Genomic DNA, 26,813 nt, shown 5'->3' with positions numbered 1-26,813 from the left:
TTGAAATTGATATTGAAATTACTGTTGCTAGTGAAATTTATAAGAGGCGGCGGCTAAATAAAAATAGAAAATGGAAAATAATAAAATATCTGGGGCAGAAGCCGTTATAAAATGCTTACTAGAAGAGGGCGTAGATGTAATTTACGGTTATCCTGGCGGAGCAATCATGCCGGTTTATGATGAATTGTACAAATTTAAAGACGAATTACATCACGTATTGGTGCGTCACGAGCAAGGAGCTACGCACGCTGCACAAGGATACGCACGCGCAACTGGTAAAGTAGGCGTTGCAATTGCGACTTCTGGCCCTGGAGCTACCAATTTAGTTACTGGAATTGCTGATGCTCAAATCGATTCGACACCAATGGTTTGCATCACAGGTCAAGTTGGTAAACATTTATTGGGTTCTGATGCTTTTCAAGAAACTGATATCATCGGAATTTCAACTCCTGTTACCAAATGGAATTACCAAATTACGGAAGCTTCTGAAATCCCAGAAATTATTGCGAAAGCTTTTTACATCGCCAAATCGGGGCGCCCTGGACCAGTTTTAATTGATATTACCAAAAATGCGCAGTTTGATGAAATGGAATTCAGTTACAAAAAATGTACAGGTATTCGAAGTTATCATCCCAAACCAATCCTTAATATTAATAAGGTACAAGAAGCAGCAGCTTTAATTAATAACGCTAAAAAACCTTTTATTATTTGGGGTCAAGGTGTTATTTTGAGTAAAGCCGAAGCCGAATTAAAAGCTTTGGTAGAAAAATCAGGTATTCCAGCTGCATGGACTATTTTAGGTTTATCAGCATTGCCAACTGCTCATCCTCTTAATGTAGGGATGGTTGGAATGCATGGCAATTACGGACCCAATGTACTCACAAATGAATGCGATGTGTTGATTGCTCTCGGAATGCGTTTTGATGACCGCGTAACCGGAAACCTTGCTACGTATGCTAAGCAAGCCAAAATAATTCATTTTGAAATTGATCCAGCCGAAGTTGATAAAAACGTAAAAACAGATATAGCTGTTTTGGCCGATTTGAAAGAATCCTTAACCGCCTTGCTACCTCTTATTGAAAACAACACGCATGATTCTTGGCACAATGAATTCAAAGCTAAATATGAAATTGAATTAGAAGCTGTCATAAATGAGGAGTTGCAACCCAAAAAAGAAGGAATTTCAATGGGTGAAACTATCGAAATGATTAACAAACACTCAAAAGGAGACGCAATTTTAGTCTCGGATGTGGGGCAACACCAAATGTTTGCTTGCCGTTACGGAAAATTCAATTCTACCAAAAGTAATGTCACTTCCGGTGGTTTAGGAACTATGGGATTTGCTCTGCCAGCTGCAATTGGAGCGAAAATGGGAATGCCAAATCGTGAAGTAGTAGCTATAATTGGTGATGGTGGTTTTCAAATGACCATTCAAGAATTAGGAACCATTTTCCAAACCAAAGTTCCCGTAAAAATTGTAGTCTTAAACAATGAGTTTTTAGGAATGGTACGACAATGGCAACAATTGTTTTTTGACAAAAGATACGCTTCTACCGAAATGATCAATCCAAATTTTATTGCTATTGCGGAAGGCTATTACATCAAAGCGAAAAAAGTAATAAAAAGGGAAGATTTAGATAGCGCAGTTGCAGAAATGTTAGCTTCTAAGGATTCGTATTTCCTAGAAGTGATGGTCGAAAAAGAAAATAATGTATTCCCAATGATCCCAACAGGAGCATCGGTATCGGACATTCGTTTGTCCTAAATAGTTTAAAGTTTAAGGTTTAAAGTTGTTAAAACCTGAAAATAATGTTGCGCAACTTTAAACTTTAAACATAAAAACTTTAAACATAAAAAAAATGGAAAATAAAACATTTACCATCTCCGTATATTCAGAGAACAACGTGGGATTATTGAACAGAATATCAGGTATATTCTTAAAACGCCATATCAATATTTTAAGTTTAAACGTATCTGAATCAGAAATTGAAAACGTGTCTCGATTTATCATCGTGGTAAACACTACTGAAAAATGGGTACATAATATTGTAGGTCAAATTGAAAAACAAATAGAAGTAATCAAAGCGTTTTATCACGTTGACGAAGAAACGATTTTTCTTGAAAATGCGCTTTTCAAAATAGAATCTAGTTTGCTTTTTGACGAAAAACAAATTCAAAACATCATCAAAGAAAGTCATTCTGAAATTGTAACTGTAGCACGTGATTTTTTTGTGATTTCAAAATCAGGGCAGCGTGCTGAAATTCAAGATTTATACGAAAAGCTTCGTCCATTTGGAATCATGCAATTTGTACGGTCAGGCCGAATTTCAGTCTCTAAAGAAAAAATGCAAATTTCAGCGATGCTAGAGCAACTATAAAAAAACTAAAAACTAAAACAATACTTTCCTTAAAAAATACAAAATGGCAAATTATTTCAACTCACTACCACTTCGATTACAATTAGAACAATTAGGCGTTTGCGAATTCATGGACCAATCTGAATTTTCCGATGGTATCAATGCATTAGCAGGTAAAAAGGTTGTAATTGTGGGTTGTGGAGCCCAAGGTTTAAACCAAGGCTTGAATATGAGAGACTCCGGTTTAGACATATCCTATGCCTTGCGTACCGATGCAATTACAGAAAAAAGAGCCTCTTTTAACAACGCTTTCGATCACGGTTTTACCGTTGGTACCTACGAACAATTAATTCCAACTGCTGATTTGGTTTGCAATTTAACACCAGATAAGCAACACACAGCTGTTGTAACTGCTATTATGCCTTTGATGAAAAAGGGAGCTACTTTGGCGTATTCACATGGTTTTAATATTGTAGAGGAAGGGATGCAAATTCGCAAGGATATCACAGTTATCATGTGTGCTCCAAAATGTCCAGGTTCAGAAGTTCGTGAAGAGTACAAACGTGGTTTTGGTGTTCCAACTCTAATTGCAGTTCATCCTGAAAATGATCCAAATAATGTAGGTTTGGCTCAAGCCAAAGCCTATGCAGTAGCCACTGGCGGGCATAGAGCAGGGGTATTGCTTTCTTCTTTCGTGGCGGAAGTAAAGTCTGATTTAATGGGCGAGCAAACCATTTTGTGTGGCATGTTGCAAACCGGATCTATTTTGTGTTTTGATAAAATGGTTGAGGAGGGAATTGAGCCTGCTTATGCATCGAAACTAATTCAGTACGGTTGGGAAACGATTACTGAAGCTTTAAAACACGGCGGAATTACAAACATGATGGATCGTCTTTCTAATCCTGCTAAAATTGAAGCTTTTCGTTTGGCCGATGAATTAAAGGAAATCATGCGTCCGTTGTTTCAAAAACATATGGATGATATTATTTCGGGTGAATTTTCAAAAAACATGATGATTGACTGGGCAAATGATGATGTAAATCTTCTAACTTGGAGAGCAGAAACTGCTCAAACTAATTTTGAAAAAACAGCCCCAACTGCAGCTCACATTTCTGAGCAAGAATATTTTGATCATGGTACTTTACTAATTGCTATGGTGAAGGCAGGAGTAGAATTGGCTTTTGAAACCATGACTGAATCTGGAATTATTGAAGAATCAGCCTATTATGAATCATTGCATGAATTGCCTTTGATTGCAAATACTGTTGCTAGAAAAAAATTATATGAAATGAATAGAATCATTTCTGACACAGCAGAATATGGTTGTTATTTATTTGATCACGCTTGTAAACCATTATTAGTTGATTTTATGAAAACCGTAAAAACAAATGTAATTGGTAAACCATTTGCAACTTCGAACGGAGTTGATAACAGCGTACTGATTGCAGTAAACAAAACTATCAGACAGCATCCCATTGAAGAAGTTGGGGAATGGCTGCGTGCTTCGATGACTGCTATGAAAAAAATAAGTTAAACAAATAATGAGTTACCACATATGAGGATGTGGCGGGATTGGCACTATATCATTTGATTTCATAATGTCTTGAGTTAGTTAAAAAGTGTTACAATGATCGACAGGTATGGATGCTTTTACATTCACTTAGCTTTGATTTTTATCAAAGTTAAGTGAGGTAATCCCATAATTCATCAAAAGAAAGAACTGAAAATCTAATTTATCTTAAAAGTGGTAATAAGTCCTTTTGTAAAGTGATTTCGATAATTGTAGAAAAGGGTTTTAAAAAATATTTTAATTGTTTTTTATATATTTTTGTTTGGTAAGAGGCGCGAAGATTTTTTCTTTTGCGCCTTTTTGTATTTTACAGTTTTGCTGTAAAAACAATTAAAACAACCGTATTTGTAATAAAAACAATCAAAATTTTTCAGTTTGACTTTTTTTTGGCAGTATTTATGGTTTAAATAATTTTCTCAGTAGCCGCAGATTTAATACTTTTATAAAAAATTAAACTATGAGTTACTACAAAATTGATAATCTAGAACAATACTTCAAACACTACAATAAATCAGTACGCGAACCTAGAAAATTTTGGGGCAAAATAGCAGAAGAAAATTTTACTTGGTACCAGCAATGGGATAAGGTGGTAGAATTTAATATGGCCGAAGCCGATATTAAATGGTTTACCGAGGCTAAAGTTAATATTGTAAAAAATTGTATCGACAGGCACTTAGCTAAAAGAGGGGAGAAAACGGCTATTATTTTTGAACCAAATGACCCATCCGAGGAGGCTCTACATATTTCATATACCGAATTACACCAAAGAGTTTGCAAAATGGCAAATGTTTTGCGCGAACAAGGGATCAAAAAAGGAGATAGAGTTTGTATTTATTTACCAATGATTCCTGAGTTGGCTGTTTCGGTTTTGGCTTGCGCCCGAATTGGTGCAATTCACTCCGTAGTTTTCGCAGGTTTTTCTGCATCTGCAGTGGCGAGTCGTATCAACGACAGCTCTTGCAAAATGGTAATTACTTCCGATGGTGGTTTTAGAGGTAACAAAACAATTGATCTAAAAAGTATAATTGATGAAGCACTAGAAAAATGTTCATCGGTTGAAAAAGTTTTAGTCGCAAAAAGAACTCAAACTGATGTAAAAATGCAGGAGGGTCGCGATCAATGGTTACAACCTCTTTTAGATGAAGCTTCAGATAATAATGTAGCAGAAATCATGGATGCCGAAGATCCGCTTTTCATTTTGTACACTTCTGGTTCAACCGGAAAACCAAAAGGTATGGTTCACACCACTGCAGGGTATATGGTGTATACCGCCTATACTTTTAAAAACGTTTTTCATTACGAAGACACTGATATATTTTGGTGTACTGCTGATATAGGTTGGATAACAGGACACTCTTACATTTTATATGGACCACTTTTAAATGGAGCTACAACGGTATTATTTGAAGGAATTCCGTCGTATCCAGATTTTAGTCGTTTTTGGGATGTAATCGAAAAACATAAAATTACTCAGTTTTACACGGCACCAACTGCAATTCGTGCTTTGGCAAAGGAAAAAATAGAATTTGTTCAAAAATATCCTTTAAAGTCCTTGAAAGTAATTGGTTCTGTTGGAGAACCAATTAATGAAGAAGCTTGGCATTGGTACAACGACCACGTAGGCGATAAGCGTTGTCCAGTTGTAGATACTTGGTGGCAAACAGAAACGGGAGGAATTATGATTGCACCGATTGCTTTTGTAACGCCTACAAAACCAACTTACGCAACTTTGCCACTTCCTGGAGTGCAAGCGGTTTTGATGGATGACAAGCGCAACGAAATTGAAGGCAATCAAGTCGTTGGTAGTTTGTGTATCAAATTTCCATGGCCAGGAATCGCAAGAACAATATGGGGAGATCATCAAAGATATAAAGACACGTATTTCTCTGCATTCCCTGGTAAGTTTTTTACTGGTGATGGTGCTTTGCGTGATGAAGTAGGATATTACAGAATTACAGGTCGAGTTGATGATGTGGTTATTGTTTCGGGACATAATTTGGGGACAGCTCCAATTGAAGATGCAATCAATGAACATCCAGCTGTTGCTGAATCAGCAATAGTAGGTTTCCCGCATGATATTAAAGGAAATGCGTTGTACGGTTTTGTTATTTTAAAAGAAACAGGCGAAACCCGTAATAAAGAAAATTTAAGCAAAGAAATTAATCAACATATTTCAGATCATATCGGACCTATTGCCAAGTTGGATAAAATTCAATTTGTTTCTGGTTTGCCAAAAACGCGGTCTGGAAAAATCATGAGGCGTATTTTACGAAAAATAGCCGAAGGTGATTATTCTAATTTTGGTGATATTACTACTCTTCTAAATCCTGAAATTGTAGATGAAATTAAAGAAGGGAAATTGTAAAATAGAGAAGGCTAAAGACTTAAGTTGTTTTTAGCCTTTTTTTTGTAATGCTTACAAATTTGTAAATTAAGTAAAAAGAACTAAAGTGAAGTACTCTATCAAGTGTGTTTAATATTACATCATCAAAATAATAGGTCCCTATAGCAGCGAAGACATCATTTATTATTAAACAAAAAGCGCCAAAAAAGTAATAATAACTTTTTTTAGAGGTGACTTTTGATAAATACAAGACTGCAATAACACCTAAAGAAATGGCTGAAAGACTATTAAAAAATATAATTATACCTAGGGATTTTTCTGGAATAATTGACTTTAAAAAGTAAAAAACAGAAAGTAGAAACATACAGTTAATTAGCACAATAAGTAATTTATACCCTTTAGAAAACGAACTTTTTTTTTGTTTTCTAACAGATAAATACCCCATGTAACACAAACATATGTAGCCGCAAAAAGAAACAATTAAAGCAAGCTCATAAATAAGATTTGAATGTTGCCAAAATAGTAATAAGACTTCGTTGACGTAGAAGAAAAAACTATACCAATAAAAAAGAGTGGGGAGTTTTTTTTGATGTTTTAGCCAGACATAAAAAACAAACAAAGGAATTATAAATGGTTTGGTATAAACTACCGAATTTACATTTATTACAATACCAGCGCTAAAGTAAGCGATAAAAAAAAGGAGTAAGGTACATATAACTAGCTGTGCAACAATGTTTTTAATTACCATTTGACAAATTTAAAATTTTTACAGTTTCCTGCAAAATTATATTTGTTTTTAAAATGATTTGGCACGCATTTAAGAACATAAATTAGTAAATTTACTTTATATGAAAAAGGCAACAGTTGTTATTATAGGCGGTGGTTTAGCTGGTTTAGTTTCGGCTATTGATCTTCGCTTAAAAAATCATCAAGTGGTGCTTTTAGAAAAAAATGATTTTCCAAAACACAAAGTATGCGGTGAATACATTTCTAATGAAATTCTATCGTATTTACAGTCTTTACAGATAGATATCAATTCTTTGAAGACATCAAACATAACTAAGTTGCATTTTTCATTGAAATCCGGAAAAAGTTTGCATACTAATTTACCTTTAGGTGGTTTCGGTGTTAGTCGAAAGTTACTCGATAATTATCTTTTTCAATACGCAAAGCAATTAGGTTGCATGGTTTATAAAGATACTGTCATCGATGTACAGTTTAAAACCAATCAATTCATTGTGCAAACTAACAGCGAAACATTTTCAGCAGATATTGTGTTAGGAGCATTTGGCAAAAGATCAAATTTAGATAATAAATTAAGTAGGGTTTTCTCTAGAAAAAATGAAGATATTTGGTTAGGAGTAAAAGCGCATTACCGAGTTGATTTTCCAGATAATTTGGTGGGTTTACATCATTTTGAAGGCGGTTATTGTGGAGTTTCTCGTATTGAAGATGGTTTAGTAAATATTTGTTATTTGGCAACCGACACTTCTTTTAAACAATTTCCTTCTTTAAATGACTATCAAAAAATATGGGTAGAGAAAAATCCAATATTAAAGACTATCTTTCAACAAGCTATATGTCAATTTGAAAAGCCCATTACAATTAGTCAAGTTTCATTTGTCAAGAAAAAATGTGTAGAAAACCACATGTTAATCATTGGCGATGCCGCAGGATTGATTCATCCGCTTTGTGGTAACGGAATGGCAATGGCCATGCATAGTGCAAAAATTGCCTCAGAACAAGTTCACAATTTTTTAAATGGTAATTGTACAAGAGAAACAATGGAACAACGTTATAAAAGCGAGTGGAACAAAAATTTTAAATCTCGTTTGTTAATGGGTCGAATACTAGGCTATGTGTTGCAAAAAACTAAAGTTGCGAATTTTTTACTTCAAATTTTTGCTTTCTTTCCGTTTTTACTGCCACTAATAATCAAACAAACTCATGGTAAAACCGTTTAACAATTGATACAAACAAAATACAGAACAGAAGAAGCGGAAATCATGGATGATTTTGCACTTGAGGGTGAAATACTTCGAGATGCTTTGGACAAAATTGCATCTATTAATCAACTTCTGGGAGGAAATGCGCTTACTTTAAAGGGAGTGCAAAAACTATTAAAAAGTACTGCTTCAGAAAAAGAAATTGTTATCGTTGATGTAGGCTGCGGTAATGGTGATATGTTGCGGTCTTTAGCTAATTTTGGTACAAAAAATAATTTTAAATTCCGATTAATAGGAATTGATGCGAATGCATTTACGATTAATCATGCACAAAATTTATCAAAAAACTATCCAAATATAAGTTACGAATGCTTAGATATTTTTAGTCCTTCATTTGTTGAAATAAAATGTGATATTGTTTTGTGCACTTTGACTTTACATCATTTCAAAGATCAAGAAATAGAAAGGCTACTAGCAGTGTTTTATGAACAAGCTCGCTTAGGTGTTGTAATTAACGATTTGCATCGCAGTGCTGTTGCTTATCGATTATTTCAGGCTTTGTGTTTTGTATTTCAATTGAATGCTATGTCTCGCGAAGATGGATTAACATCTATCTTACGAGGTTTTAAAAAAGAAGATTTAGAAGAATTTTCGAAAAAGCTTAATTTTAAAAACGATACCATTCGCTGGAAATGGGCGTTTCGATACCAATGGATAATTACCAAAAAATGAGTGTAAAAATAAAATCAGTTGCTAAGCAGCTACCACAATATTCAAGAACAACTGCAGAAATTTTGCCTTTTTTAGATGCTTGGCTCCTTGGTCAGGACGATCGATTTATCAGAAAAGTAAAGAAAATTTTTGAAGGCGCTGCTGTTGATAAGCGATATTCTATTATGGATCCTATTGAAGTTTTTACCAAAACTTCATTTGAGGAACGTAATGATATTTACATTCGTGAAGTCATACAATTAGGTGAAAAAGTACTCGATAAAGCCCTAAAAAAGGCAAATTGGCTCCCAAAAGATTTGGATTATATCATTACGGTGAGTTGCACTGGTATTATGATTCCCTCTCTTGATGCCTATTTGATAAACGCATTGCAATTGCGCCAAGATATTGTTCGCCTTCCAGTTACTGAAATGGGGTGTGCTGCCGGAATCTCAGGAATGATTTATGCTAAAAATTTCTTGCAAGCCAATCCTGGCAAGCGCGCGGCTGTTATTGCCGTGGAGAGTCCAACAGCTACATTTCAACTCGATGATTATTCCATGGCCAATATTGTGAGTGCTGCCATTTTTGGTGATGGAGCTGCTTGCGTATTATTATCTTCACACGAAGATGATGAGGGACCAGAAATCATTGCCGACGAGATGTATCATTTTTATGATAACATTCATATGATGGGATTTAAACTGACCAATTCTGGTTTACAAATGGTTTTAGATATTGAAGTTCCTGAAACTATAGCATCACATTTTCCGGCTATCATTCATCCTTTTTTGGAGAAAAATAACTTTCAAATCAATGAAATCGATCATCTAATTTTTCATCCTGGTGGAAAAAAAATTATTCAAACAGTAGAAGAATTATTTTTAGGATTGGGCAAAAATATTGACGCTACAAAAGAGGTATTGAAACAATACGGTAATATGTCAAGTGCAACTGTCTTATATGTTTTAGAACAAATTATGGATGCGCAGCCTGCAAAAGGAGAGAAGGGTTTAATGTTAAGTTTTGGTCCTGGATTTTCGGCTCAGCGTATTTTATTGCAATTTTAAAAGATAAAAGTCCAATGAAAAACGATGAAACTTTAGCCAAGCTTCCGTATTCAAAACCTTTTCTATTTGTAGATGAAATTCTGCATATTGATGAAAATGGTGTCAAGGGAACGTTTAGATTTGATGAAAATTTAGAGTTCTATAAAGGTCATTTTGTAAATAATCCTGTAACTCCAGGTGTGATTTTAACCGAGGTAATGGCGCAAATTGGATTGGTTTGCTTAGGTGTTTTTTTATTAGACAATTCATTTAACAAAAGTACTTCAATAGGCTTAACATCAACAGAAATAGATTTTTTAAAACCTGTTTTCCCAAATGAAAAAGTGACTGTTATTTCTGAAAAAATATATTTTAGATTCGGAAAATTAAAATGTAAAGTCCTTATGATAAATGAAAAAGAAGAAGAAGTTTGTAGAGGAACAATTGCAGGAATGATAATTTCTAAATAAATGAAAAAGAGAGTTGTTATCACGGGTCTAGGTGTTGTTGCTCCAAATGGGGTTGGCCTTGATGAGTTTACAAATGCCATCAAAAATGGAATTTCAGGAATAAAGCATGATACAAAATTGGAACGCCTACAATTTTCATGTCAAATAGCTGGAACACCATCTGTTTCTCCTGAACTCGCATTGCAATATTTCACGGAACTTGAATTGCGTAATTTTAATTCTAGTGGTATTCTGTACGGAGTAATTGCTGGTATTGAGGCCTGGAAAAATGCTGGTTTACCTATGGAAAACAATGAAAATCCAGACTGGGAAAGCGGAACTATTTTTGGAACAGGAACATCTGGAATTGATAAATTTCGCGAAAGCATTTATAAAATAGACGATTTGCAAACCCGTCGATTGGGGAGCACAGCTGTTGCTCAAACCATGAATAGCGGTGTGAGTGCCTATCTTGGCGGAAAATTAGGTTTAGGAAATCAAGTGACAACCAATTCATCTGCTTGTACAACTGGCACAGAGGCAATTTTAATGGCTTTTGAACGTATCAAAACAGGTAAAGCAAAGCGCATGTTAGCTGGCAGTACAAGTGACTCAGGACCTTATATTTGGGGAGGTTTTGATGCTATGAAAGTGTGTACTTTTAAACACAATCAGGATCCTGAAGCAGGTTCGCGACCATTATCGGCAACAGCATCAGGGTTTGTGCCGGGAAGTGGCGCTGGTGCTTTAGTTTTGGAAGATTTAGAAAGTGCATTAGCGCGAGGCGCTACCATTTACGGCGAAATTTTAGGAGGCAGTTGTAATTCCGGCGGACAACGAGGAACTGGAACCATGACAGCTCCAAACGCGATTGCTGTACAAAAATGCATTGTAGATGCATTAGAGGATGCAAAAGTAGCAGCAAATGATATCGATTTAATAAATGGACATTTAACTGCAACTTCAAAAGACAGTTTGGAAATTGAAAATTGGACAAAAGCCTTGAATCGGAAAGGGAACGATTTTCCATTAATAAATTCACTCAAGGGAATGGTTGGACATTGCTTGTCAGCAGCAGGTAGTATTGAGAGTGTGGCTACTGTTTTGCAATTGCATGAAGGTTTTGTTTTTCCGAATTTAAATTGTGCTGATTTACATCCTGAAATTACAGATCTTATTGACGAGGAAAAAATACCAAGAACAAAGCTAGAAAAAAATATGCAGTATGCCATAAAAGCCAGTTTTGGCTTTGGCGATGTGAATGCATGTATCGTTTTTAAAAAGTACGAATGATCAATAATCTTTGCTACATTAGTGGAGAAAAAAATAAAAAAATGAATAAAGAACAAACCATAATCGAACTAAAAGCAATTATAAAACCTTATATTGCTAACAACGAAGCTTTTGAAAACTTAACTGAAGAAACTGATTTCATTGCAGATCTAAAGATTAACTCTGCTAACTTAGTAGATGTTGTTTTAGATATCGAAGAAAAATACAATATTATTATTGATAATGAATCGATGGAGAAAATGTTAACAGTAAAAGCGGCAATGGCAATCATTGAGGAAAAATTAGCAGCACGAGATTAATTGCAAAATAAGAAAATGTGATTGGGAACGATGTAATCGATTTGAGCGTTGCGAGGTTAGAAAGTAACTGGCAGCGGCCCGGTTTTTTGAATAAAATTTTTTCTGTCAAAGAGCAATTTTATATCGAAACCGCGAAAGACCAAGAGCAAATGGTTTGGAAACTATGGTCCCAGAAGGAAGCGGCTTATAAAATTTTCAATCGAGAAACAGGAACGAGAGTTTTTAATCCGATACAGTTTGAATGTTCAATTGATACAAGTGTATTTGGAAAGGTAAATTTTAAAGACAAAATTTTTTTTACTAAAACATTGATTGACAATGACAAAATCTATACAATTGCCGTTACTGATCCTAAACATTTTTCGGCCATTTTAGAATTAAAACAAGACCATAAAATATTTAAAAAAGAAGGTCTACCTTTTATTCGAAAAGAAGAATTAGGTTTTGATTACCCAATTTCAGTTACTCATCACGGAAAATTTTGGCAAGCCGCAATGCTAGATCAAATTTTATAATTTAACTTCCTACTTGATCTTTAACTTTGATTTTAATTTCAAAAATAGTAGTGCCGTTTTGTAAGCATCGTCAGCTGCCGAGTTACGGTCACTAATGGGAACGTGATACAATTCGCAAAGAGTATCAAGAGAAGTTTCTTTATCACTAATATCATTTAGCTTACGGTGCATCACATCTACGTCTAAGGCTTCATTTTTGAGTCTACCGCATCCCATTCGTTCTAAGGCTTCGTTGATAATAGCCACATCAAAATCAATGTGATGCCCAACTAAAATAGCGTTTTCAATATATTCTATAAAAGATTGAATGGCTTGTGGTTCGCTACTTTTTTTGATAGTACTTTCCATCATGAATTCGTTTGTTAAGCCGTTGTCATGTAAAAATTTGTATTGAGTTAGATAACTTTCAAAATTATCACCGATGTGCACTGCGTTATCTTTGACAGCAAAAGCTCCCAACGACAATATCACGTCTTTTTCTGGATTCAAGCCTGTTGTTTCAGTAGACAAAATAACATATCGGGAAGATTTTTTATCGAATTTCGAGCTGTAAGATTTCCAAAATTCTGGATATTCTTTGTTAATATTTTTTAACCAGTCTAACATAATTATGAAAATTGTGTAAGTTGAAATTTGCTTTTAATCAATTCTTCTAATTCACGCATCGGTGCTAATGCATTTTTTAATTTTTCGCGATCAATTTTTGAAAGTTCTTCAAGATTAATGAATTGTCCATCGTTGTCATTTTTTAGACCTTCTAAAGTTCTAAATTTTGATAAAGTTAAAAACGCCTCCGCACAATTTAAATAAATTTCAGCATGTTTGGAATCTGTAAGTGACAATTGCTTAAAGCGTTGAAACGTATTATTAATTCCGCGAATATCAAAACTTAAGGTGAACAAACGTGCGCCGTCAATTAAAGGCATTAATGCTTTAGTTTTAATATCAAATTTGTCTTTGTTTGGACCGTCTTCTTCTAAATTAAAATTTTTGAAAAACGTTAAAGGAGAGTTTTTTCGCAATGCATCATTTCCCAGAAAATCATAAAACAAGGCATTGTTTTTAGCATTTTTAAAGATAGTATCGCTTATTGCATCCTCAATTTTTTGTTCACCAAAAGTGATTTCATAATCAAAAAAGATACTACTTAAATCATTTGAATTCTCTCCTGGAGTATTCATCCAATTATCATATTGTTTTATCCAGTCAGTCAGGGATTTACACCAAAGTATATTACTACCCATATGTCCGTTTGGACAGTAGTCAAATCCAATTTTTTCAAGTGTAGCGGTAGTCTTTTTGCCAAGTCGAAGAAAATAATCTTTTACATCTCGGTATTTTTCTGGAGCAACATCTTCAAATACAATGATACTGTCTTGATCAGTACGTAATAGCTGTTCTTTTCGCCCTTGACTTCCAATACTTAACCATGCAAAACGGGCAGGAGGCGAGCCTGAATCTAAAATAGAAAGTTCTACACTTCTTTTAATAATTGCCAGATTAATTTCGCTCGTAATATTGAAAACGTGTGATAACGGGATATTTTTAGAAATAGAAGATTGAATTAAATCGGTAACACGATTTCTGATTTGCTTTAATTCTTTCGGATTTTGAGCTCTTTTAATTTCTTTTATAAGAACGCCAGCGTTATTTGCTTGAGCTGCAATTAAATCGTGCTCAGATATAATTCCTTTTATAGCAGACTTGTCTGTACCATCTTGGGTCACGCACAAATGAGTTACGTTATTTTTGAGCATAACAAGTTGTGCTTCGGCAAGCGAAATGTTTTCTACCACTGTAATAACTGGAGAAGACATTATTGATGTTATTGGTGTGTGCAACTCATAGCGACCAGTAGCCACTTTGGAGCGCATGTCACAATCGGTTACAATACCAATTGGCCAACTATTTTCGACAACCAGCGCATTGTCTTTCAATGATTCGGTCATTAGTAAAGCAACTTCTTTAATCGAACAATTGCGGTTGGTAACTAGTGGTGAGGTATTGTAATTTAACGACTGAAAGTACTGCATTTCTGATTGTTGATCAGAATAAAAAACATTATCACTAATTAATTTTCCTATTAAATTTTCTTTGTCTTTTGGATTTCTGGTATTGACAGCAAAGCTTTCTAATAAATAATTGAGCACTTCGGAATTATTTGCAACAAAAGGACGAAAGGTAGCAATGGGAATTGCATAAACTAACGATTCTTCGCGGGCTTTAGCGGTCATCATGTAATTGTTTTTAGCAAAAAAAGGACGTAAGCCAAAAATATCGCCAGGAGCGCATTTGTTTAATAATGTTTCCTCTGCATCAGCAATAACAGATAAGTTGATGACACCTTGAGCTACTACATAAAAACTATCATGTAATGCATCATTTATTTGGAAAAGAGATTTATTTTTTTCCAAATTAACTACCCGAATATTCGTTGCAATATTGGACAACTCCTCAAATGTCAAAAAATTGAAGGGCGCATATTCTTTTAAAAAATCAGCAATTTGTTCAGCTATCGAATTCATAATGGTTCAAGTGTTGTAATCGATGGTAAAAATAAGAAATTAAAAAACACTACTGCAAGGTAGCACATGGCAAAACACACAATTTGTACAATCCTTAATGTTTTCATAAAAGTAACGTAAAAGCATGAAAAAAAGTTAAAGTTGTTTTACTTTTAACTCAAATCTAAACTAATTTATTATGAAATTATTGAAACAAATACAATTTGCAATTATTGGATTTTTACTTGTTAATGTGGCTTCAGCACAAGGAAAACCGACAAGTACAAAAGAATCTGTAACAGGAAAAATTAATGGAGCTACAATTACAATTAATTATGGAAGCCCATCGGTAAATGGTAGAGCTATTTGGGGTGCTTTAGTACCTTTTAATCAAGTATGGCGTGCTGGTGCAAATGATGCAACAACATTTGAAACCGATAAGGAAATTACTGTAGAAGGTACAAAACTACCAGCAGGAAAATATTCATTTTTTGTTTTACCATCAGAAAAAGAATCTGTTATCATTTTTAACAAAGAAGCTAAACAATGGGGAGCATACAAATACAAGCAAACTGAAGATCAATTGCGTGTGACGGTTAAACAAAAAGCTTCTAAAAAAACAACTGAGAAATTAGTTTATACTGTAGAAAAGAATGCTGTTGTACTAAGTTGGGAAAATTGGGATTTTGTAGTCAACATAAAATAAAATCATTTTTATTGAATAGAGAAGCATTGTGTAAGCAATGCTTTTTTTTATGAGCCTAATTTAGGCTTCCTTAATTAGGGTATAATTAGATTTATTTATAGTTAGTGTGAGAAGTTAAGTTTACTATTTTACATAATATAAATTATAGTTCATTTAATAACGACTAGAAAAACTTATTATTCTTCAAAATCTTGTTAGATTTTAATTTCTTTTAAATCAGATAAAATTAAGTGTGTTGTTGGTTCTCCATAGCCTAAAAGTCTATCAATAAATTGTTGTAAATGCATTTGATCTCGTAGAATTACTTTCATAAAAATGTTATGTGTTCCCGTAATACGATGAATTTCATAAATTTCTGGGAATAAAGCCAAATCCGCACAAAAAATCATCAGTTTACCACTGAATAATTTGTACATGATAAACACCTCTAAACCAAAACCTAGTTTAGCCGGATTCAACTGTACTTGATATCCAGTAATAACTTCATTTTCCTCGAGTTTTTGCACACGTTCTCGCACGGATGACGGCGAAAGACCAACTTGTTTTCCGATTTCTACAAATGAACTTCGCGCATTTACTTTCAAACAATCTATTATTTTTAAATCTAATGAGTCTACCATTTTATTTTTGGTTTAAGATGTAAAATTACATTTTTTAAAGGTAAATTATAATTTTTTCCGTTGATTCTATTTTAAAAAATACGGTTTTCTAATCTAATTTTGCCAAATGGATTACACTGTTTTTTGGCTCACGATTGGTATTTGTTTAGGATTCTTTGTGCAAACCGTAACGGGTTTTGCAGGCGCTTTAATTGCTTTGCCCGTACTTCTTTTTGTAATGCCTTTGCCTGATGCTATTGGTTATTTGTCTATTTTTTACATGCTATCTACTCCTTTTCATGTTTATAAAGAATGGCGGTTAATCAATAAACAATTACTGAAACAGCTGTTTGTTTCTTCTTTTTTCGGATTACTAATCGGGATTCTTGTCTTGGCTTATGGTCAGCCTATTTTTCTCAAAAAGGCTTTAGGTATTTTTATATTATTATTTGTGCTCAACAGCCTAAAATCGGCAAGTGAAATTAAAGTATTAACTAAGATGAAATTCTTTTTTGGATTTTTGGGTGGCTTTTTTTCAGGAGTATTTTCAACCGGCGGACCATTGTATTTGATCATCATCAAGAATCAAACTCCAGATGTTAAAGTAGTTCGCGCTACTATGTTTGGTGTTCTGGGACTCATCACTTTGATGCGTATTCCCGTACTTGCTTTTGAAGGGATTTTGACTTGGCAACAATTTTACAATGCACTTTATGTGTTGCCTTTCTTTGTTATAGCATTATTCTTAGGGAAAAAAGTTTACTCCTTTATCAATGAAACCATGCTAAAAAACAGTATGCTTTTTTTACTTTGTGTATCTGGTGTTTTACTTTTGATTAAAAACTAGCTTCATAAACCTTTTTTAAGCGATTCCTATTCTGTTCTGGGATTCTTAAAACGTATCTTTGCCAAAAATTTGAAATTTATGAATGGCACTGCAATGAAAAAAGGAACTTACACTAAATTAATTTTAATTCTGGGAGCTTTAACAGCATTAGGTCCTTTTTCAATTGACATGTATTTACCAGGTTTTGCTGGCATTGCAATAGATTTAAAGACGACGGTTGCAAAAGTAGCCATGACATTATCAAGTTATTTTATTGGTATTTCGGCGGGGCAATTGTTGTATGGTCCTTTATTGGATCGTTTTGGTAGAAAAAAACCTTTGTTTATTGGATTACTAGTTTACATTTTGGCTTCATTGGGTTGTGTTTTTGTGCAGGATATTGATACTTTTATTGGATTACGATTCATTCAAGCCATAGGAAGTTGTGCTGCAACAGTAGCTTCTGTGTCGATGGTTCGTGATTTGTTTCCGGTGAAAGACATTCCGAAAGTTTTTTCAATGTTGATGTTAGTCGTAGGGCTCTCTCCTATGCTAGCACCCACCGTTGGTGGTTACATTACTGCTGATTACGGTTGGCATACTGTATTTTTAATTTTGATGGTGATTGGAATTTTTATTTTATTAGCAGCTCAGTTTGGATTACCAAATTCCTACCAACCAGATCCGACAATATCCTTAAAACCAAAACCTATTTTGACCAATTTTTGGGTTATTTTACAAGAGCCTCAGTTTTATACCTACGCTTTTGCTGGATCAATAGCATTTTCAGGGTTATTTACTTACGTTGCTGTTTCTCCTATTTTATTTATGGAAATATATACCGTCGATGCAAAAATGTACGGTTGGATTTTTGCATTTATGTCCTTAAGTTTTATTGGAGCGAGTCAGTTAAATTCTGTGCTTTTAAAACGTTTTACAAGTGAGCAAATGATTTTAGGCGCGCTATTGGTACAAACAGGAATTAGCGTGTTGTTTATAATTTTGGCGATAAATCATTTATTGAATCTGTATAGCACAATTGCCCTTTTATTTCTGTTTTTGGCTTGTTTAGGAATATCAAATCCGAATACCGCAGGACTTACCCTCGCACCTTTCACTCGAAATGCAGGAAGTGCTTCGGCATTAATGGGTGCAATTCAACTTGGATTAGGAGCATTGGCTTCATTTGCAGTTGGTGTTTTTGTAACCAACTCAATTGTGCCAATGGTATGGCTAATCACTGGAACAACAGTATTGGCACTTATTGTTTTATTAATTGGAAAACGCAAAATAAAAAATACTATTACAACTTCAACTGATAACGAAGTAGTAATGGTACATTAAATTGATGCTGTCTATTTATTGAATAACAGCGTTTATTTTTTCCCAAAGCTCTTCATCAAAACCTGATACTGCAAAATTAGTATTATCTGGATCAGATGCTACTCCCATTCGAATTACTACCATTTTTTTGCTCGGAATTACATAAATACGTTGGTCCTTGGCTCCCATCGCGGCATACATATCTGCCGGTGCTGATGGGATTAAGAAGCCTTGAAAAACAGTTTGATCACTCGGAACCATGTATTTATTTTTTCCGTTTAACCACCATAAAAATCCATAAGAAGGATTAATTGCTTGCGATGGAGTTATACTTTGGTTAAAAAAAGTTTCGTTGATAATGGTTTCGTTTTCCCATTTTCCTTTGTTTAAGGCCAATAATCCAAAACGAGCCATGCTTCGGGTGGTACTATGATAAACAGTAAATATCGTTCCGTAATTCCAAAAACCATCCATTCCTATTTTATTTTTGAGTTTGGCATTAAAATACGTTTCAAAATTTTGTTTACTTGCCGATGTAACAACATCAAATAATTTTTGAAAAACATTGCTGTAAGCCCATCTTGTACCCGCATCAGCAACATAGGTTATATTTGATTTTATTACAAATTGTTTGGTGTCATCATTCCCTGATGTCATGCTTAACAAGTCAGTAACTTTAATCAATCGCTCTTTCTCCAAAGGCATTGCTGTCCAGGAATTACCTAAATAATTTGAGACCGGCATAGTTATATCTAAAAGATTTTCTTGCTGTGCGATTCCTGTGGTTGCTGACACTAAAGTCTTTCCAGCGCTATTCCACTCCCAAGAAGTAGTTGCGTTGTGACCGTTAAAATACTCTTCCATAACGATTCGGCCATTAACCAAAATCATAAACGATTTGGAGTTTTTCTGCGTCAGAAAATCTTTCAACGGTCCTATCGCGGCTTGATTCCATCCTAAGCTATTGCTAGACTGTGTTTCCCAAGTGTTTGAACTTGTGGGTGGGAAATACATATTTGTTGGTACTTGTGGTGAGATTGGATTATCATCTCCGCTACAAGATGTAAAAAATAGCCATAAAACCACAAATGGTGTTAAATTCTTCATGATTATTTAATTTTGGTTTGTTGTTTTGACTGTTGATTTTTTAAAAGGTTTAACGTAATTTTAAAATTATAGCTCTTTCTATAAAATTTAAGCTTTTCTAAGAAGCCAAATTATAGAATAAAATAGTACTAATTTTAACATCAAAAAAAACATCACCAAAACTGTTACGTTCGAGTGATGTTTTTATGTTTAATGAAGTATCTGTTACTTCATTTTCTGTCTTTTTATGACTTTTTCAGCTGGTTCATTTTTATTTTGCAAAAGATAATTCGCTAGTAATTTTTCTACCAATTCATCTTTTGTTAAATGGTGAAAAATCGTTTTTACTTTATTTTTAAACTCAACGTCGACATCGTGGTTGGGTTTGGTTTTGAAAATTTGTTTAGCCCATAGTAAAGTATTGTTCTGCTCGATACTTAAAGCACTTGGTTTTTGAAAAGGCGTAAAAGTAATACCTAATTCTCTTTCGAAATCAGCAATTTCAGCTACTTCTTCCGCTTGCAAAACGGTCAAAGCCAATCCTTTTGCGCCAGCACGAGCTGTTCTTCCGCTACGGTGCACATAAGCTTCGTACACATCAGGCAAATGATAATTGACAACGTACGACAAATTTTTTACATCGATACCTCTTGCAGCCAAATCTGTAGCCACTAAAATATTGATATGACCTTCTCTGAATTGCTCCATGATGCGATCTCGAATACCTTGCGACAAACTTCCGTGTAAGGCTCCAGAGGAAAAACGGTTTATGGCTAGGTTTTTAGCCAATTTATTAACGGCGGCTTTTGTTTTACAAAAAATGATGCCGCGCTCCCCTTCTCTTGAATTTAAAAAATGCATTAAAATATCTAATTTTTCAATTGGGTCCACAACTATATATTCGTGATCAATTCCTTGATGACCTACAGTTTCCATTTGTGCACTGATATGTTGCACATTTTTATGAAGGTAGTTTTGAACCAATTGTTTGATTGCGCCAGGTAAGGTTGCTGAAAAAAGTAAAGTACGACGCTCTTTGGGCAAGGCACTTATAATTTCGTCTAAGCTTTCTTTTAAAATGGACACCATTTCATCAGCTTCATCTAGCACAAGAAATTTTGTTTTAGACAAATCAATGGCTTTGCGTTGTAGTAAATCAATTAGCCTTCCAGGAGTTGCAACTACAACGTGGGTAGGTTGCGAAAGTCGTTCTATTTGTGGTTTAATTGGAATTCCACCACAAGTAGCTGCTATTGACAATTCAGGTAAGTATTTGGCAAAATCTTCTAAATTTCGTGTAATTTGATGGCCTAACTCGCGCGTTGGCACCAAAATTACAGCTTGAACGTGCGTTGTAGTAGTATCTATTAATTGTAAAATTGGTAATCCAAAAGCAGCCGTTTTTCCTGTACCAGTTTGTGCAAGTCCCACTACATCAGTTGTATTTGAAAGTAATATCGGAATTGTTTTTTGCTGAATTTCTGTTGGCACAACAATTTTCAGATCGGTAATTGCTTTTACCAGTGGTGCCGAAATTCCTAAATCAGAGAATTGTTTTGACATGTTTTTTGGATTTTGAATGTTTTAAAAAAATAGTTGTTGCCTGCTCGTTTTTTAGCCCCGATAGTAGCGGCATCTCCCGATTTAGAAAAACAAGGCTTTTTAGCCGTAGTTTTTATTTATCGGGAATACAGCGGATAGCGGGAAATAGCTCCTAACAGATAGATTAATCTTCGTCAGGTTCGTTCATGATTTTTTCGCGGTATTTTTTACCGATGAGCAAAACGAGTTTGACTTTATAATCGTCTACGAGCCATTCGCGATAATTTTTACTGCACTGACTCAAACATTTTGCATAACGCTTGATGCGGCATTCAATATCATCTTCTAATAATTTACCAAGTACTTTGGCTTCTTGCAAGGTTTCAGTATTGTCAACACACATGGCAGCGTGTTGGTCAAGAGACTTATCTAAAACTTCTTTAGAGCGTAAATTTTGCTTGATAATCAATTTATGTTCTTCTTCTACGTCAAAAGTAACCACTTCTGTTTTGCTGAATTTTTCGCGAAGATCAGGTGGCATACTGTATTTGAAATACATTTCAATCTCTGAATCGTCACGTAAATTTTCAAGATAAAACTCAGGTGATTTAAAAATATGTTGCCAGTTTACCGGCTCGCTCCACAAGCCAAAACGTGCGGCATTGTTACCCAAATCGATTACGGTGAAGGAATCTTTGCCAGGCAATTTTCGAGATCCACGACCAATCATTTGGTAGTATAAAGTAAGTGACTTAGTCGCTCTATTTAAGATAATAGTTTCAACAGTTGGCTCATCAAAACCCGTGGTAAGAATTCCTACTGATGTTAAAATTGCATCTGGCGTGTGCTTGAACCAATGTAAAATTTCTTTACGCTCTTCGTTGCTACTTGTATTATCTAGGTGTCTGATGCCGTACCCCGCTTCTCTGAACGTTTCATATACATATAACGAAGTGTTGATACCGTTGTTAAAAATCAAGGTTTTTTTGCCAATAGATTTTTCAGTGTAGGCATGCAATAATTTTTCTTGCATGGCCATATTGGTGTACAAATCATCAGATGATTTTACGGTGTAATCTCCGTTAATACCTACTTTTAACGAGGTCAAACCCACATCATAACTGTAAGTAATTGCTTTTGCTAAGAATCCTTTTTCGATTAATGAGCTAATGGTATCACCTACTATAAGCTCATCATAACTTTGATGCATTGGTAATTTAATATTAGAGCTTAATGGCGTAGCCGTCACTCCTAATATAAATGCGTTTTTGAAGGAACTCAATAACTTGCGGAATGAGTTGTAATGTGCCTCATCAATAATCACTAAACCAATGTTATCAAGATGCAATTTATCATCATTGATACGGTTTTTAAGTGTTTCGACCATAGCCACAAAACAAGAATATTCGTTTTGGTCTGGTAGATCTTTAACCTTGCTGTTGATGATTTTATTTTTTACATCAAAGCCTTTTAGCATTTTTGAGGTTTGCTTGCACAACTCGATTCGGTGCGTTAACACCACCACTTTTTTATCGTGTTGTGATAAATAACGTCTTACAATTTCTGAAAACACAACAGTTTTTCCACCTCCAGTTGGGAGTTGGTATAGTAAATGATGTTTTTCCGGTGCATTATCTATGCGTTCAAAAATGGCATCGATATCGCCTTTTTGGTACGCATAAAGTTCTTTTTTGTCTTCGATTTCTATTTCTAAAGTGTTTTGGGACATTGGTAAATATTGGATTTTTGCAAAAATACGCCTAAAAAACAGTTTTTACGCCACAATTAAGAAAAAAAATAGGCGTTAGATTAAATAAAATTGATTTAACTAGGACCGCTTAACTCAAATTGAGCCACTTAATTCAATCTAATTTCTTAAAAAATCAATTTTTATTACTTAAAACGTAGAATTCTGCTACAATTGTATTTTAAATCTTGATAGTTGGATATTAAAAATATGAAGGCTTATTGTATTAATATTCCAATCGTTCTAAAACTGCTTCAAATTGTGTTTCATTATTCCATTTTTGACGGATGGCTTCGGCATGAATAGCTCTTAATCGATTTCTGAAATCATCTAGAATTCCATTTGCAATTAAAAAAACGACCGCTTGCTCAAATGAGTTGAACATACTTTTGTAAAAGCCATCCACTTTAATGGTGTTTTCGCTTGAAAAAGTTTGAGCAATTTCAATGTTGTACAACATCACATCGGCAATCACAAAAGGATCTACACCTAAAATTTGAAAGTGTTTGATGTATTTTTGAGCTACGGAGCGACGCATTTTTGGTCTGCTACGACGTCCCGATTTTTTGACAGGAAAATATTCGTAGGCAATTTTAGTTTTACATTCTTTTAAAAGGGTGTCTTCTTTTGGATTAAAAACAAAATCATAATACACTTTGACAGCGCTAAATTTTTCATACAACTCGACTATTTGTTCTTCAAGTTGTTCTTTATCTAGTGTTGCAATATATTTTTTTAACTCTCGCTTACTCATTATCAAAGTTTAAGATTGCAAAAGTAATTACTTTAGGTTTCCGTTACAGAAAATTGCGTGATAATAGCTAATTTTGTTTTTTATACCTTAAAGAAAATATCATGCTTAAAATTTTCAAAATTGTCGCTTTATTAGAAGGAGTTTCTTATTTGGCATTGTTTTCAAATATGCTAATTGTAAAACCTACAAATTTAGTTCTTTATAAAACGTTACTTTTTCCAATAGGAATGGCACATGGTCTCCTATTTGTTAGCTACATTATATTAGCAATAATGCTGAAATTTGAACAAAATTGGGATTGGAAAAAATTCGGAATTATCTGTTTAGGCTCCTTAATCCCTTTCGGAACTTTTTATGTAGATAAAAAATACCTAAAAAATGTTTAAATACATAGAAGCAATCTTCACATTCCTCTACCCTATTTTTAGAAAATGGGGTTTAGGAAGTAGTGTCGCCTCGTATTTGAGTTTGGTAATAAATATTATCGTTTTATGTACTATTTCATATATTATTTATGTTGTCTTTCGCCTAGTTTTGGTGACCATTTTAGCTATCATTGCTAAAAAAACTAAAACGAAATTTGACGATTTATTGGTTTCCAATAAAACAGCCAAGTACATCGCGCATTTGATTCCGCTTTTATTTATTTACAAGTCTGTACCTGTCATTTTAGAACGATTTGAATATTGGGAGGGCGTATTTGGCAAATTGGTTGGTATTTATATCATTGTTTTGGTTTTGTGGATTATCCGCACCATTTTTAATGCCTTGCGCGATTATTTAAAGCTGAAACCACGCTATAGCGACAAACCCATTGATAGCTTCATTCAAGTTATCATGATTATGCTGTGGGTTGTGGGTAGCACGTTGATTGTTTCTAAATTATTTGATATTGATAAGAAGGAATTGTTAACGATATTAGGAGCTGTTTCTGCGGTAATCATTTTAATTTTCAGGGATACAATTCTCGGATTCGTTTCAAGCGTTCAGGTTTCAATAAATGATATGGTACGCATTGGCGATTGGATTACAATGGACAAATTTGGTGCTGATGGTGATGTAATTGAAATAAATTTAGCTACCGTAAAAGTTCGAAATTTTGATAATACCACAACCACAATTCCAACCTATAGTTTAAGCTCCGATTCGTTCCAAAACTGGCGAGGCATGCTGAATTCAGACGGAAGACGAATTAAAAGGCATATTTTAATAAAAACGAGTAGTATTCGATTTCTTGACGATAATGATCTTTTAGAATTAAGTAAAATTCAGCATATTACCACGTACCTTGCCACCCGTAAACAAGAAATTGATCAATTCAATCTGCAAAACGGCATAAATAAATCACTTCCTATAAATGGCAGAAACTTGACTAATTTGGGTGTTTTTCGAAAATACATTACCGAGTATTTATCTCATTATCCAGGTGTGAATAAGGATATGCTCTTGCTTTGTAGACAGTTACAATCGACAGCACATGGCGTACCGCTTGAAGTTTATGTTTTTTCGCATGATAAACGATTCGAGAATTACGAATATATAATGGCAGACATTTTCGATCATATTATTGCGGCAGCACCCTATTTTGGTCTTGAATTGTTTGAAACTATGTCAGAGAACACACTTGATGGATTTAAAAAAGATAAATAGCGGTAGTATCATAATAATCTTAACAACTAAATTAAGCTTACATAACGTTGAGTCTTGCGGTATTGTTTACCTTTAATAAAAAAAAATGACAACAAGAGATTCTTTTTTAAATGACTTTAGAGGTCAAACTATAGGCTCTATCAACGAAGCTACTACCCCTGCTGAGCATTTTCAAAACCAAGTTTTACGACCTATTTTAAAACTACAAAACGACCTGTTCTTGAGTATATTTAACTCCTATGCTCAAAACAGCAAAGTTGATTTTTACAATCTTACGCTGGAGAAGAAAATGGCGCTTATGGAGAACGCCGTGCTAAAAGATACTGCCTTCAGAAATAAATGTCAAGGAATTATTATTGGTCTTTTTACCACACAAGAATATGATTTATACAGTCTTAACGCATCACATCTAAACAAACGAATGATGAGCATGCTATTAGAGCGCTTAAAAAGTCAGTTACAGTATTTTGCTACTAAATAAATGTTCCCAAAAAGAGATTTGTCAAAATTTAAAGAGAAAAAATATAAATTTAATACTCTATTTATTAGAGACTTAGTGCATGTTTTCTCTAAAAAAAGTACTTCTGATCAAAATCTAAACTTATTTTTATAGGTTTTAACAATGTTTATTGCTTATCTCTAAATTAAGATTTGTTAATTTTTTAGTAAAAATGCAATTTTGGCATTTTAACATCGTCCATTTTAAACATTTGATTGAAATAGTACGCGTCTATTTGATATCCTTGAATTGTCTTGCGATTTTAAAATTCACATAAAATTCATACGTTTTTTTCGTTATACTTGTTTAAAATAAATTTTATGACGGAAGATTATTTCAAATGGCACTCCCCGCATCTCAATCAAGAAATTGAAATGCTAGTTTTTGGGCATGCTGGTTATCCTGTTTTACTGTTTCCTACCTCTATGGGGAGTTTTCATGAAAACAAGGATATGGGATTGGTTGAATCGGCAAAATGGTATTTAGATCAAGGTTTAATTCAGATTTTTTGCCCCGATAGTATAGATAAAAACAGTTTTTACAATAAAAATATTCATCCTGTTCATCGTATCGAAAACCACGTTCAATACGATAAAATGATTTGCCACGAAATTGTCGAAAAAATAAAGCACCATAGTCCAACAGGGAAAATTGCAATTGCAGGTTGTAGTTTTGGAGGCTATCATGCTGCAAATTTTGCATTTCGTCATCCTGGATATGTCAGCCATTTATTTGCTATGAGCGGTGCTTTCAGTATCAAAAATTTCATGGATGGCTTTCACAATGATAACGTTTTTTACAACAGCCCCGAAGATTATTTATTCGGTCTTAACGATTATGAATTGTGGAATATTGATATCGTTTTAGGAACTTCAAATTGGGATATTTGCTTTGATGCCAATTTAAAAATGAGCAAGATCTTGAGTAATCGGAATATTCACCATTGGTTAGATATCAGGCCAGAACAAAATCACGATTGGCCCTTATGGAAAGAAATGTTTCCGCATTATTTATCACGAATTAAGTTTTTTTAACAATACAAAA

At 34.1% G+C, this 26,813-nt stretch carries 26 protein-coding genes; 18 read left to right on the top strand and 8 right to left on the bottom strand.

Translation table 11 applies throughout. The annotated features are described in order from the left end of the window. Nucleotides 1-70 precede the first annotated feature (70 nt). The 4 genes from ilvB to acs all read left to right on the top strand — a co-directional run bounded on the left by ilvB (nt 71) and on the right by acs (nt 6,292). Nucleotides 71-1,765, top strand: a complete 1,695-nt coding sequence (gene ilvB / locus KBJ98_RS08790; protein WP_210789608.1) for a biosynthetic-type acetolactate synthase large subunit — start codon at nt 71-73, stop codon at nt 1,763-1,765. A 94-nt stretch (nt 1,766-1,859) separates the two neighbouring features. Further along, nucleotides 1,860-2,378 (top strand): acetolactate synthase small subunit, encoded by a 519-nt coding sequence (gene ilvN / locus KBJ98_RS08785; RefSeq protein WP_086454453.1) that lies wholly within the window; start codon nt 1,860-1,862, stop codon nt 2,376-2,378. Nucleotides 2,379-2,421: 43 nt separating this feature from the next. Then, nucleotides 2,422-3,891: a ketol-acid reductoisomerase gene (gene ilvC, locus KBJ98_RS08780; protein WP_210789606.1), complete on the top strand. Its 1,470-nt coding sequence runs from the start codon at nt 2,422-2,424 to the stop codon at nt 3,889-3,891. Nucleotides 3,892-4,384: 493 nt separating this feature from the next. Beyond that, a complete protein-coding gene (gene acs / locus KBJ98_RS08775; protein WP_210789605.1) occupies nt 4,385-6,292 on the top strand; it encodes an acetate--CoA ligase in 1,908 nt (635 codons plus the stop codon). Nucleotides 6,293-6,311: 19 nt separating this feature from the next. Here the strand turns inward: acs and KBJ98_RS08770 are convergent, their stop codons facing one another. Then, entirely contained in the window at nt 6,312-7,019 is a 708-nt protein-coding gene (locus KBJ98_RS08770) for a hypothetical protein (protein WP_210789604.1), read from the bottom strand. 100 nt (nt 7,020-7,119) lie between these two features. Between KBJ98_RS08770 and KBJ98_RS08765 the strand changes: the two genes are divergently transcribed. Genes KBJ98_RS08765 through KBJ98_RS08735 form a run of 7 tightly spaced genes read left to right on the top strand, consistent with a single transcriptional unit; the run spans nt 7,120 to nt 12,533 of the window. After that, the gene (locus KBJ98_RS08765) at nt 7,120-8,235 is read left to right on the top strand and encodes an NAD(P)/FAD-dependent oxidoreductase (protein WP_210789603.1); all 1,116 of its coding nucleotides are present in this window, start codon (nt 7,120-7,122) and stop codon (nt 8,233-8,235) included. Between the two features lie 42 nt (nt 8,236-8,277). Continuing rightward, complete coding sequence (locus KBJ98_RS08760; protein WP_210789692.1) at nt 8,278-8,949, top strand: methyltransferase domain-containing protein; 672 nt, start codon at nt 8,278-8,280, stop codon at nt 8,947-8,949. Continuing rightward, nucleotides 8,946-9,998: a type III polyketide synthase gene (locus KBJ98_RS08755; protein WP_210789601.1), complete on the top strand. Its 1,053-nt coding sequence runs from the start codon at nt 8,946-8,948 to the stop codon at nt 9,996-9,998. The genes KBJ98_RS08760 and KBJ98_RS08755 overlap by 4 nt, the downstream gene beginning before the upstream one ends. A gap of 14 nt (nt 9,999-10,012) precedes the next feature. Then, the gene (locus KBJ98_RS08750; protein WP_210789600.1) at nt 10,013-10,447 is read left to right on the top strand and encodes a 3-hydroxyacyl-ACP dehydratase FabZ family protein; all 435 of its coding nucleotides are present in this window, start codon (nt 10,013-10,015) and stop codon (nt 10,445-10,447) included. After that, complete coding sequence (locus tag KBJ98_RS08745; protein WP_210789599.1) at nt 10,448-11,719, top strand: beta-ketoacyl-[acyl-carrier-protein] synthase family protein; 1,272 nt, start codon at nt 10,448-10,450, stop codon at nt 11,717-11,719. It begins immediately after the preceding gene. A 41-nt stretch (nt 11,720-11,760) separates the two neighbouring features. Further along, complete coding sequence (locus tag KBJ98_RS08740) at nt 11,761-12,018, top strand: acyl carrier protein (protein ID WP_166134423.1); 258 nt, start codon at nt 11,761-11,763, stop codon at nt 12,016-12,018. Nucleotides 12,019-12,035: 17 nt separating this feature from the next. Next, nucleotides 12,036-12,533, top strand: a complete 498-nt coding sequence (locus KBJ98_RS08735) for a 4'-phosphopantetheinyl transferase superfamily protein (RefSeq protein ID WP_210789598.1) — start codon at nt 12,036-12,038, stop codon at nt 12,531-12,533. Between the two features lie 9 nt (nt 12,534-12,542). Here the strand turns inward: KBJ98_RS08735 and KBJ98_RS08730 are convergent, their stop codons facing one another. Together KBJ98_RS08730 and KBJ98_RS08725 are read right to left on the bottom strand one after the other, a co-directional pair. Continuing rightward, nucleotides 12,543-13,139, bottom strand: coding sequence for a 3'-5' exonuclease (locus tag KBJ98_RS08730; RefSeq protein ID WP_210789597.1), 597 nt, complete (start codon nt 13,137-13,139; stop codon nt 12,543-12,545). A gap of 2 nt (nt 13,140-13,141) precedes the next feature. Continuing rightward, nucleotides 13,142-15,058, bottom strand: coding sequence for a DUF294 nucleotidyltransferase-like domain-containing protein (locus tag KBJ98_RS08725; RefSeq protein ID WP_210789596.1), 1,917 nt, complete (start codon nt 15,056-15,058; stop codon nt 13,142-13,144). Between the two features lie 178 nt (nt 15,059-15,236). Between KBJ98_RS08725 and KBJ98_RS08720 the strand changes: the two genes are divergently transcribed. After that, nucleotides 15,237-15,743, top strand: coding sequence for a DUF2911 domain-containing protein (locus KBJ98_RS08720; protein ID WP_210789594.1), 507 nt, complete (start codon nt 15,237-15,239; stop codon nt 15,741-15,743). Nucleotides 15,744-15,937: 194 nt separating this feature from the next. On the opposite strand, the gene KBJ98_RS08715 is transcribed toward KBJ98_RS08720, so the two are convergent. Next, entirely contained in the window at nt 15,938-16,363 is a 426-nt protein-coding gene (locus tag KBJ98_RS08715; RefSeq protein ID WP_210789591.1) for an Lrp/AsnC family transcriptional regulator, read from the bottom strand. Nucleotides 16,364-16,469: 106 nt separating this feature from the next. On the opposite strand from KBJ98_RS08715, the gene KBJ98_RS08710 reads away from it, so the two are divergent. Continuing rightward, nucleotides 16,470-17,189, top strand: coding sequence for a sulfite exporter TauE/SafE family protein (locus KBJ98_RS08710; RefSeq protein ID WP_210789588.1), 720 nt, complete (start codon nt 16,470-16,472; stop codon nt 17,187-17,189). A gap of 78 nt (nt 17,190-17,267) precedes the next feature. Continuing rightward, nucleotides 17,268-18,512: a multidrug effflux MFS transporter gene (locus tag KBJ98_RS08705; RefSeq protein ID WP_225899093.1), complete on the top strand. Its 1,245-nt coding sequence runs from the start codon at nt 17,268-17,270 to the stop codon at nt 18,510-18,512. A 15-nt stretch (nt 18,513-18,527) separates the two neighbouring features. On the opposite strand, the gene KBJ98_RS08700 is transcribed toward KBJ98_RS08705, so the two are convergent. From KBJ98_RS08700 to KBJ98_RS08685, 4 genes are all read right to left on the bottom strand, one after another. Continuing rightward, entirely contained in the window at nt 18,528-19,598 is a 1,071-nt protein-coding gene (locus KBJ98_RS08700; protein WP_210789585.1) for a serine hydrolase domain-containing protein, read from the bottom strand. Nucleotides 19,599-19,802: 204 nt separating this feature from the next. After that, nucleotides 19,803-21,140 carry a DEAD/DEAH box helicase gene (locus tag KBJ98_RS08695; protein WP_210789581.1) on the bottom strand — a complete coding sequence of 446 codons (1,338 nt, stop codon included), beginning with the start codon at nt 21,138-21,140 and terminating at the stop codon, nt 19,803-19,805. 163 nt (nt 21,141-21,303) lie between these two features. Then, nucleotides 21,304-22,848: a DEAD/DEAH box helicase gene (locus tag KBJ98_RS08690; RefSeq protein ID WP_210789577.1), complete on the bottom strand. Its 1,545-nt coding sequence runs from the start codon at nt 22,846-22,848 to the stop codon at nt 21,304-21,306. A 244-nt stretch (nt 22,849-23,092) separates the two neighbouring features. Next, on the bottom strand, nt 23,093-23,620 hold the full coding sequence (locus KBJ98_RS08685) for a DUF6155 family protein (protein WP_210789573.1): 528 nt from the start codon (nt 23,618-23,620) through the stop codon (nt 23,093-23,095). 101 nt (nt 23,621-23,721) lie between these two features. Here KBJ98_RS08685 and KBJ98_RS08680 point away from each other — a divergent pair, with 101 nt between their 5' ends. From KBJ98_RS08680 to KBJ98_RS08665, 4 genes are all read left to right on the top strand, one after another. Then, complete coding sequence (locus KBJ98_RS08680) at nt 23,722-24,006, top strand: DUF3817 domain-containing protein (protein ID WP_166134399.1); 285 nt, start codon at nt 23,722-23,724, stop codon at nt 24,004-24,006. Further along, nucleotides 23,999-25,270 carry a mechanosensitive ion channel family protein gene (locus KBJ98_RS08675; protein ID WP_210789569.1) on the top strand — a complete coding sequence of 424 codons (1,272 nt, stop codon included), beginning with the start codon at nt 23,999-24,001 and terminating at the stop codon, nt 25,268-25,270. The genes KBJ98_RS08680 and KBJ98_RS08675 overlap by 8 nt, the downstream gene beginning before the upstream one ends. Nucleotides 25,271-25,355: 85 nt before the next feature. Next, the gene (locus tag KBJ98_RS08670) at nt 25,356-25,751 is read left to right on the top strand and encodes a glyoxalase (protein WP_210789555.1); all 396 of its coding nucleotides are present in this window, start codon (nt 25,356-25,358) and stop codon (nt 25,749-25,751) included. 338 nt (nt 25,752-26,089) lie between these two features. Further along, nucleotides 26,090-26,803 (top strand): esterase family protein, encoded by a 714-nt coding sequence (locus tag KBJ98_RS08665; protein ID WP_210789554.1) that lies wholly within the window; start codon nt 26,090-26,092, stop codon nt 26,801-26,803. The last annotated feature ends 10 nt before the right edge of the window (nt 26,804-26,813 follow it).

This window comes from Flavobacterium erciyesense (assembly GCF_018069925.1).
GTDB lineage: Bacteria > Bacteroidota > Bacteroidia > Flavobacteriales > Flavobacteriaceae > Flavobacterium > Flavobacterium erciyesense.
This window is presented reverse-complemented; position numbering and strand designations above follow the sequence as displayed.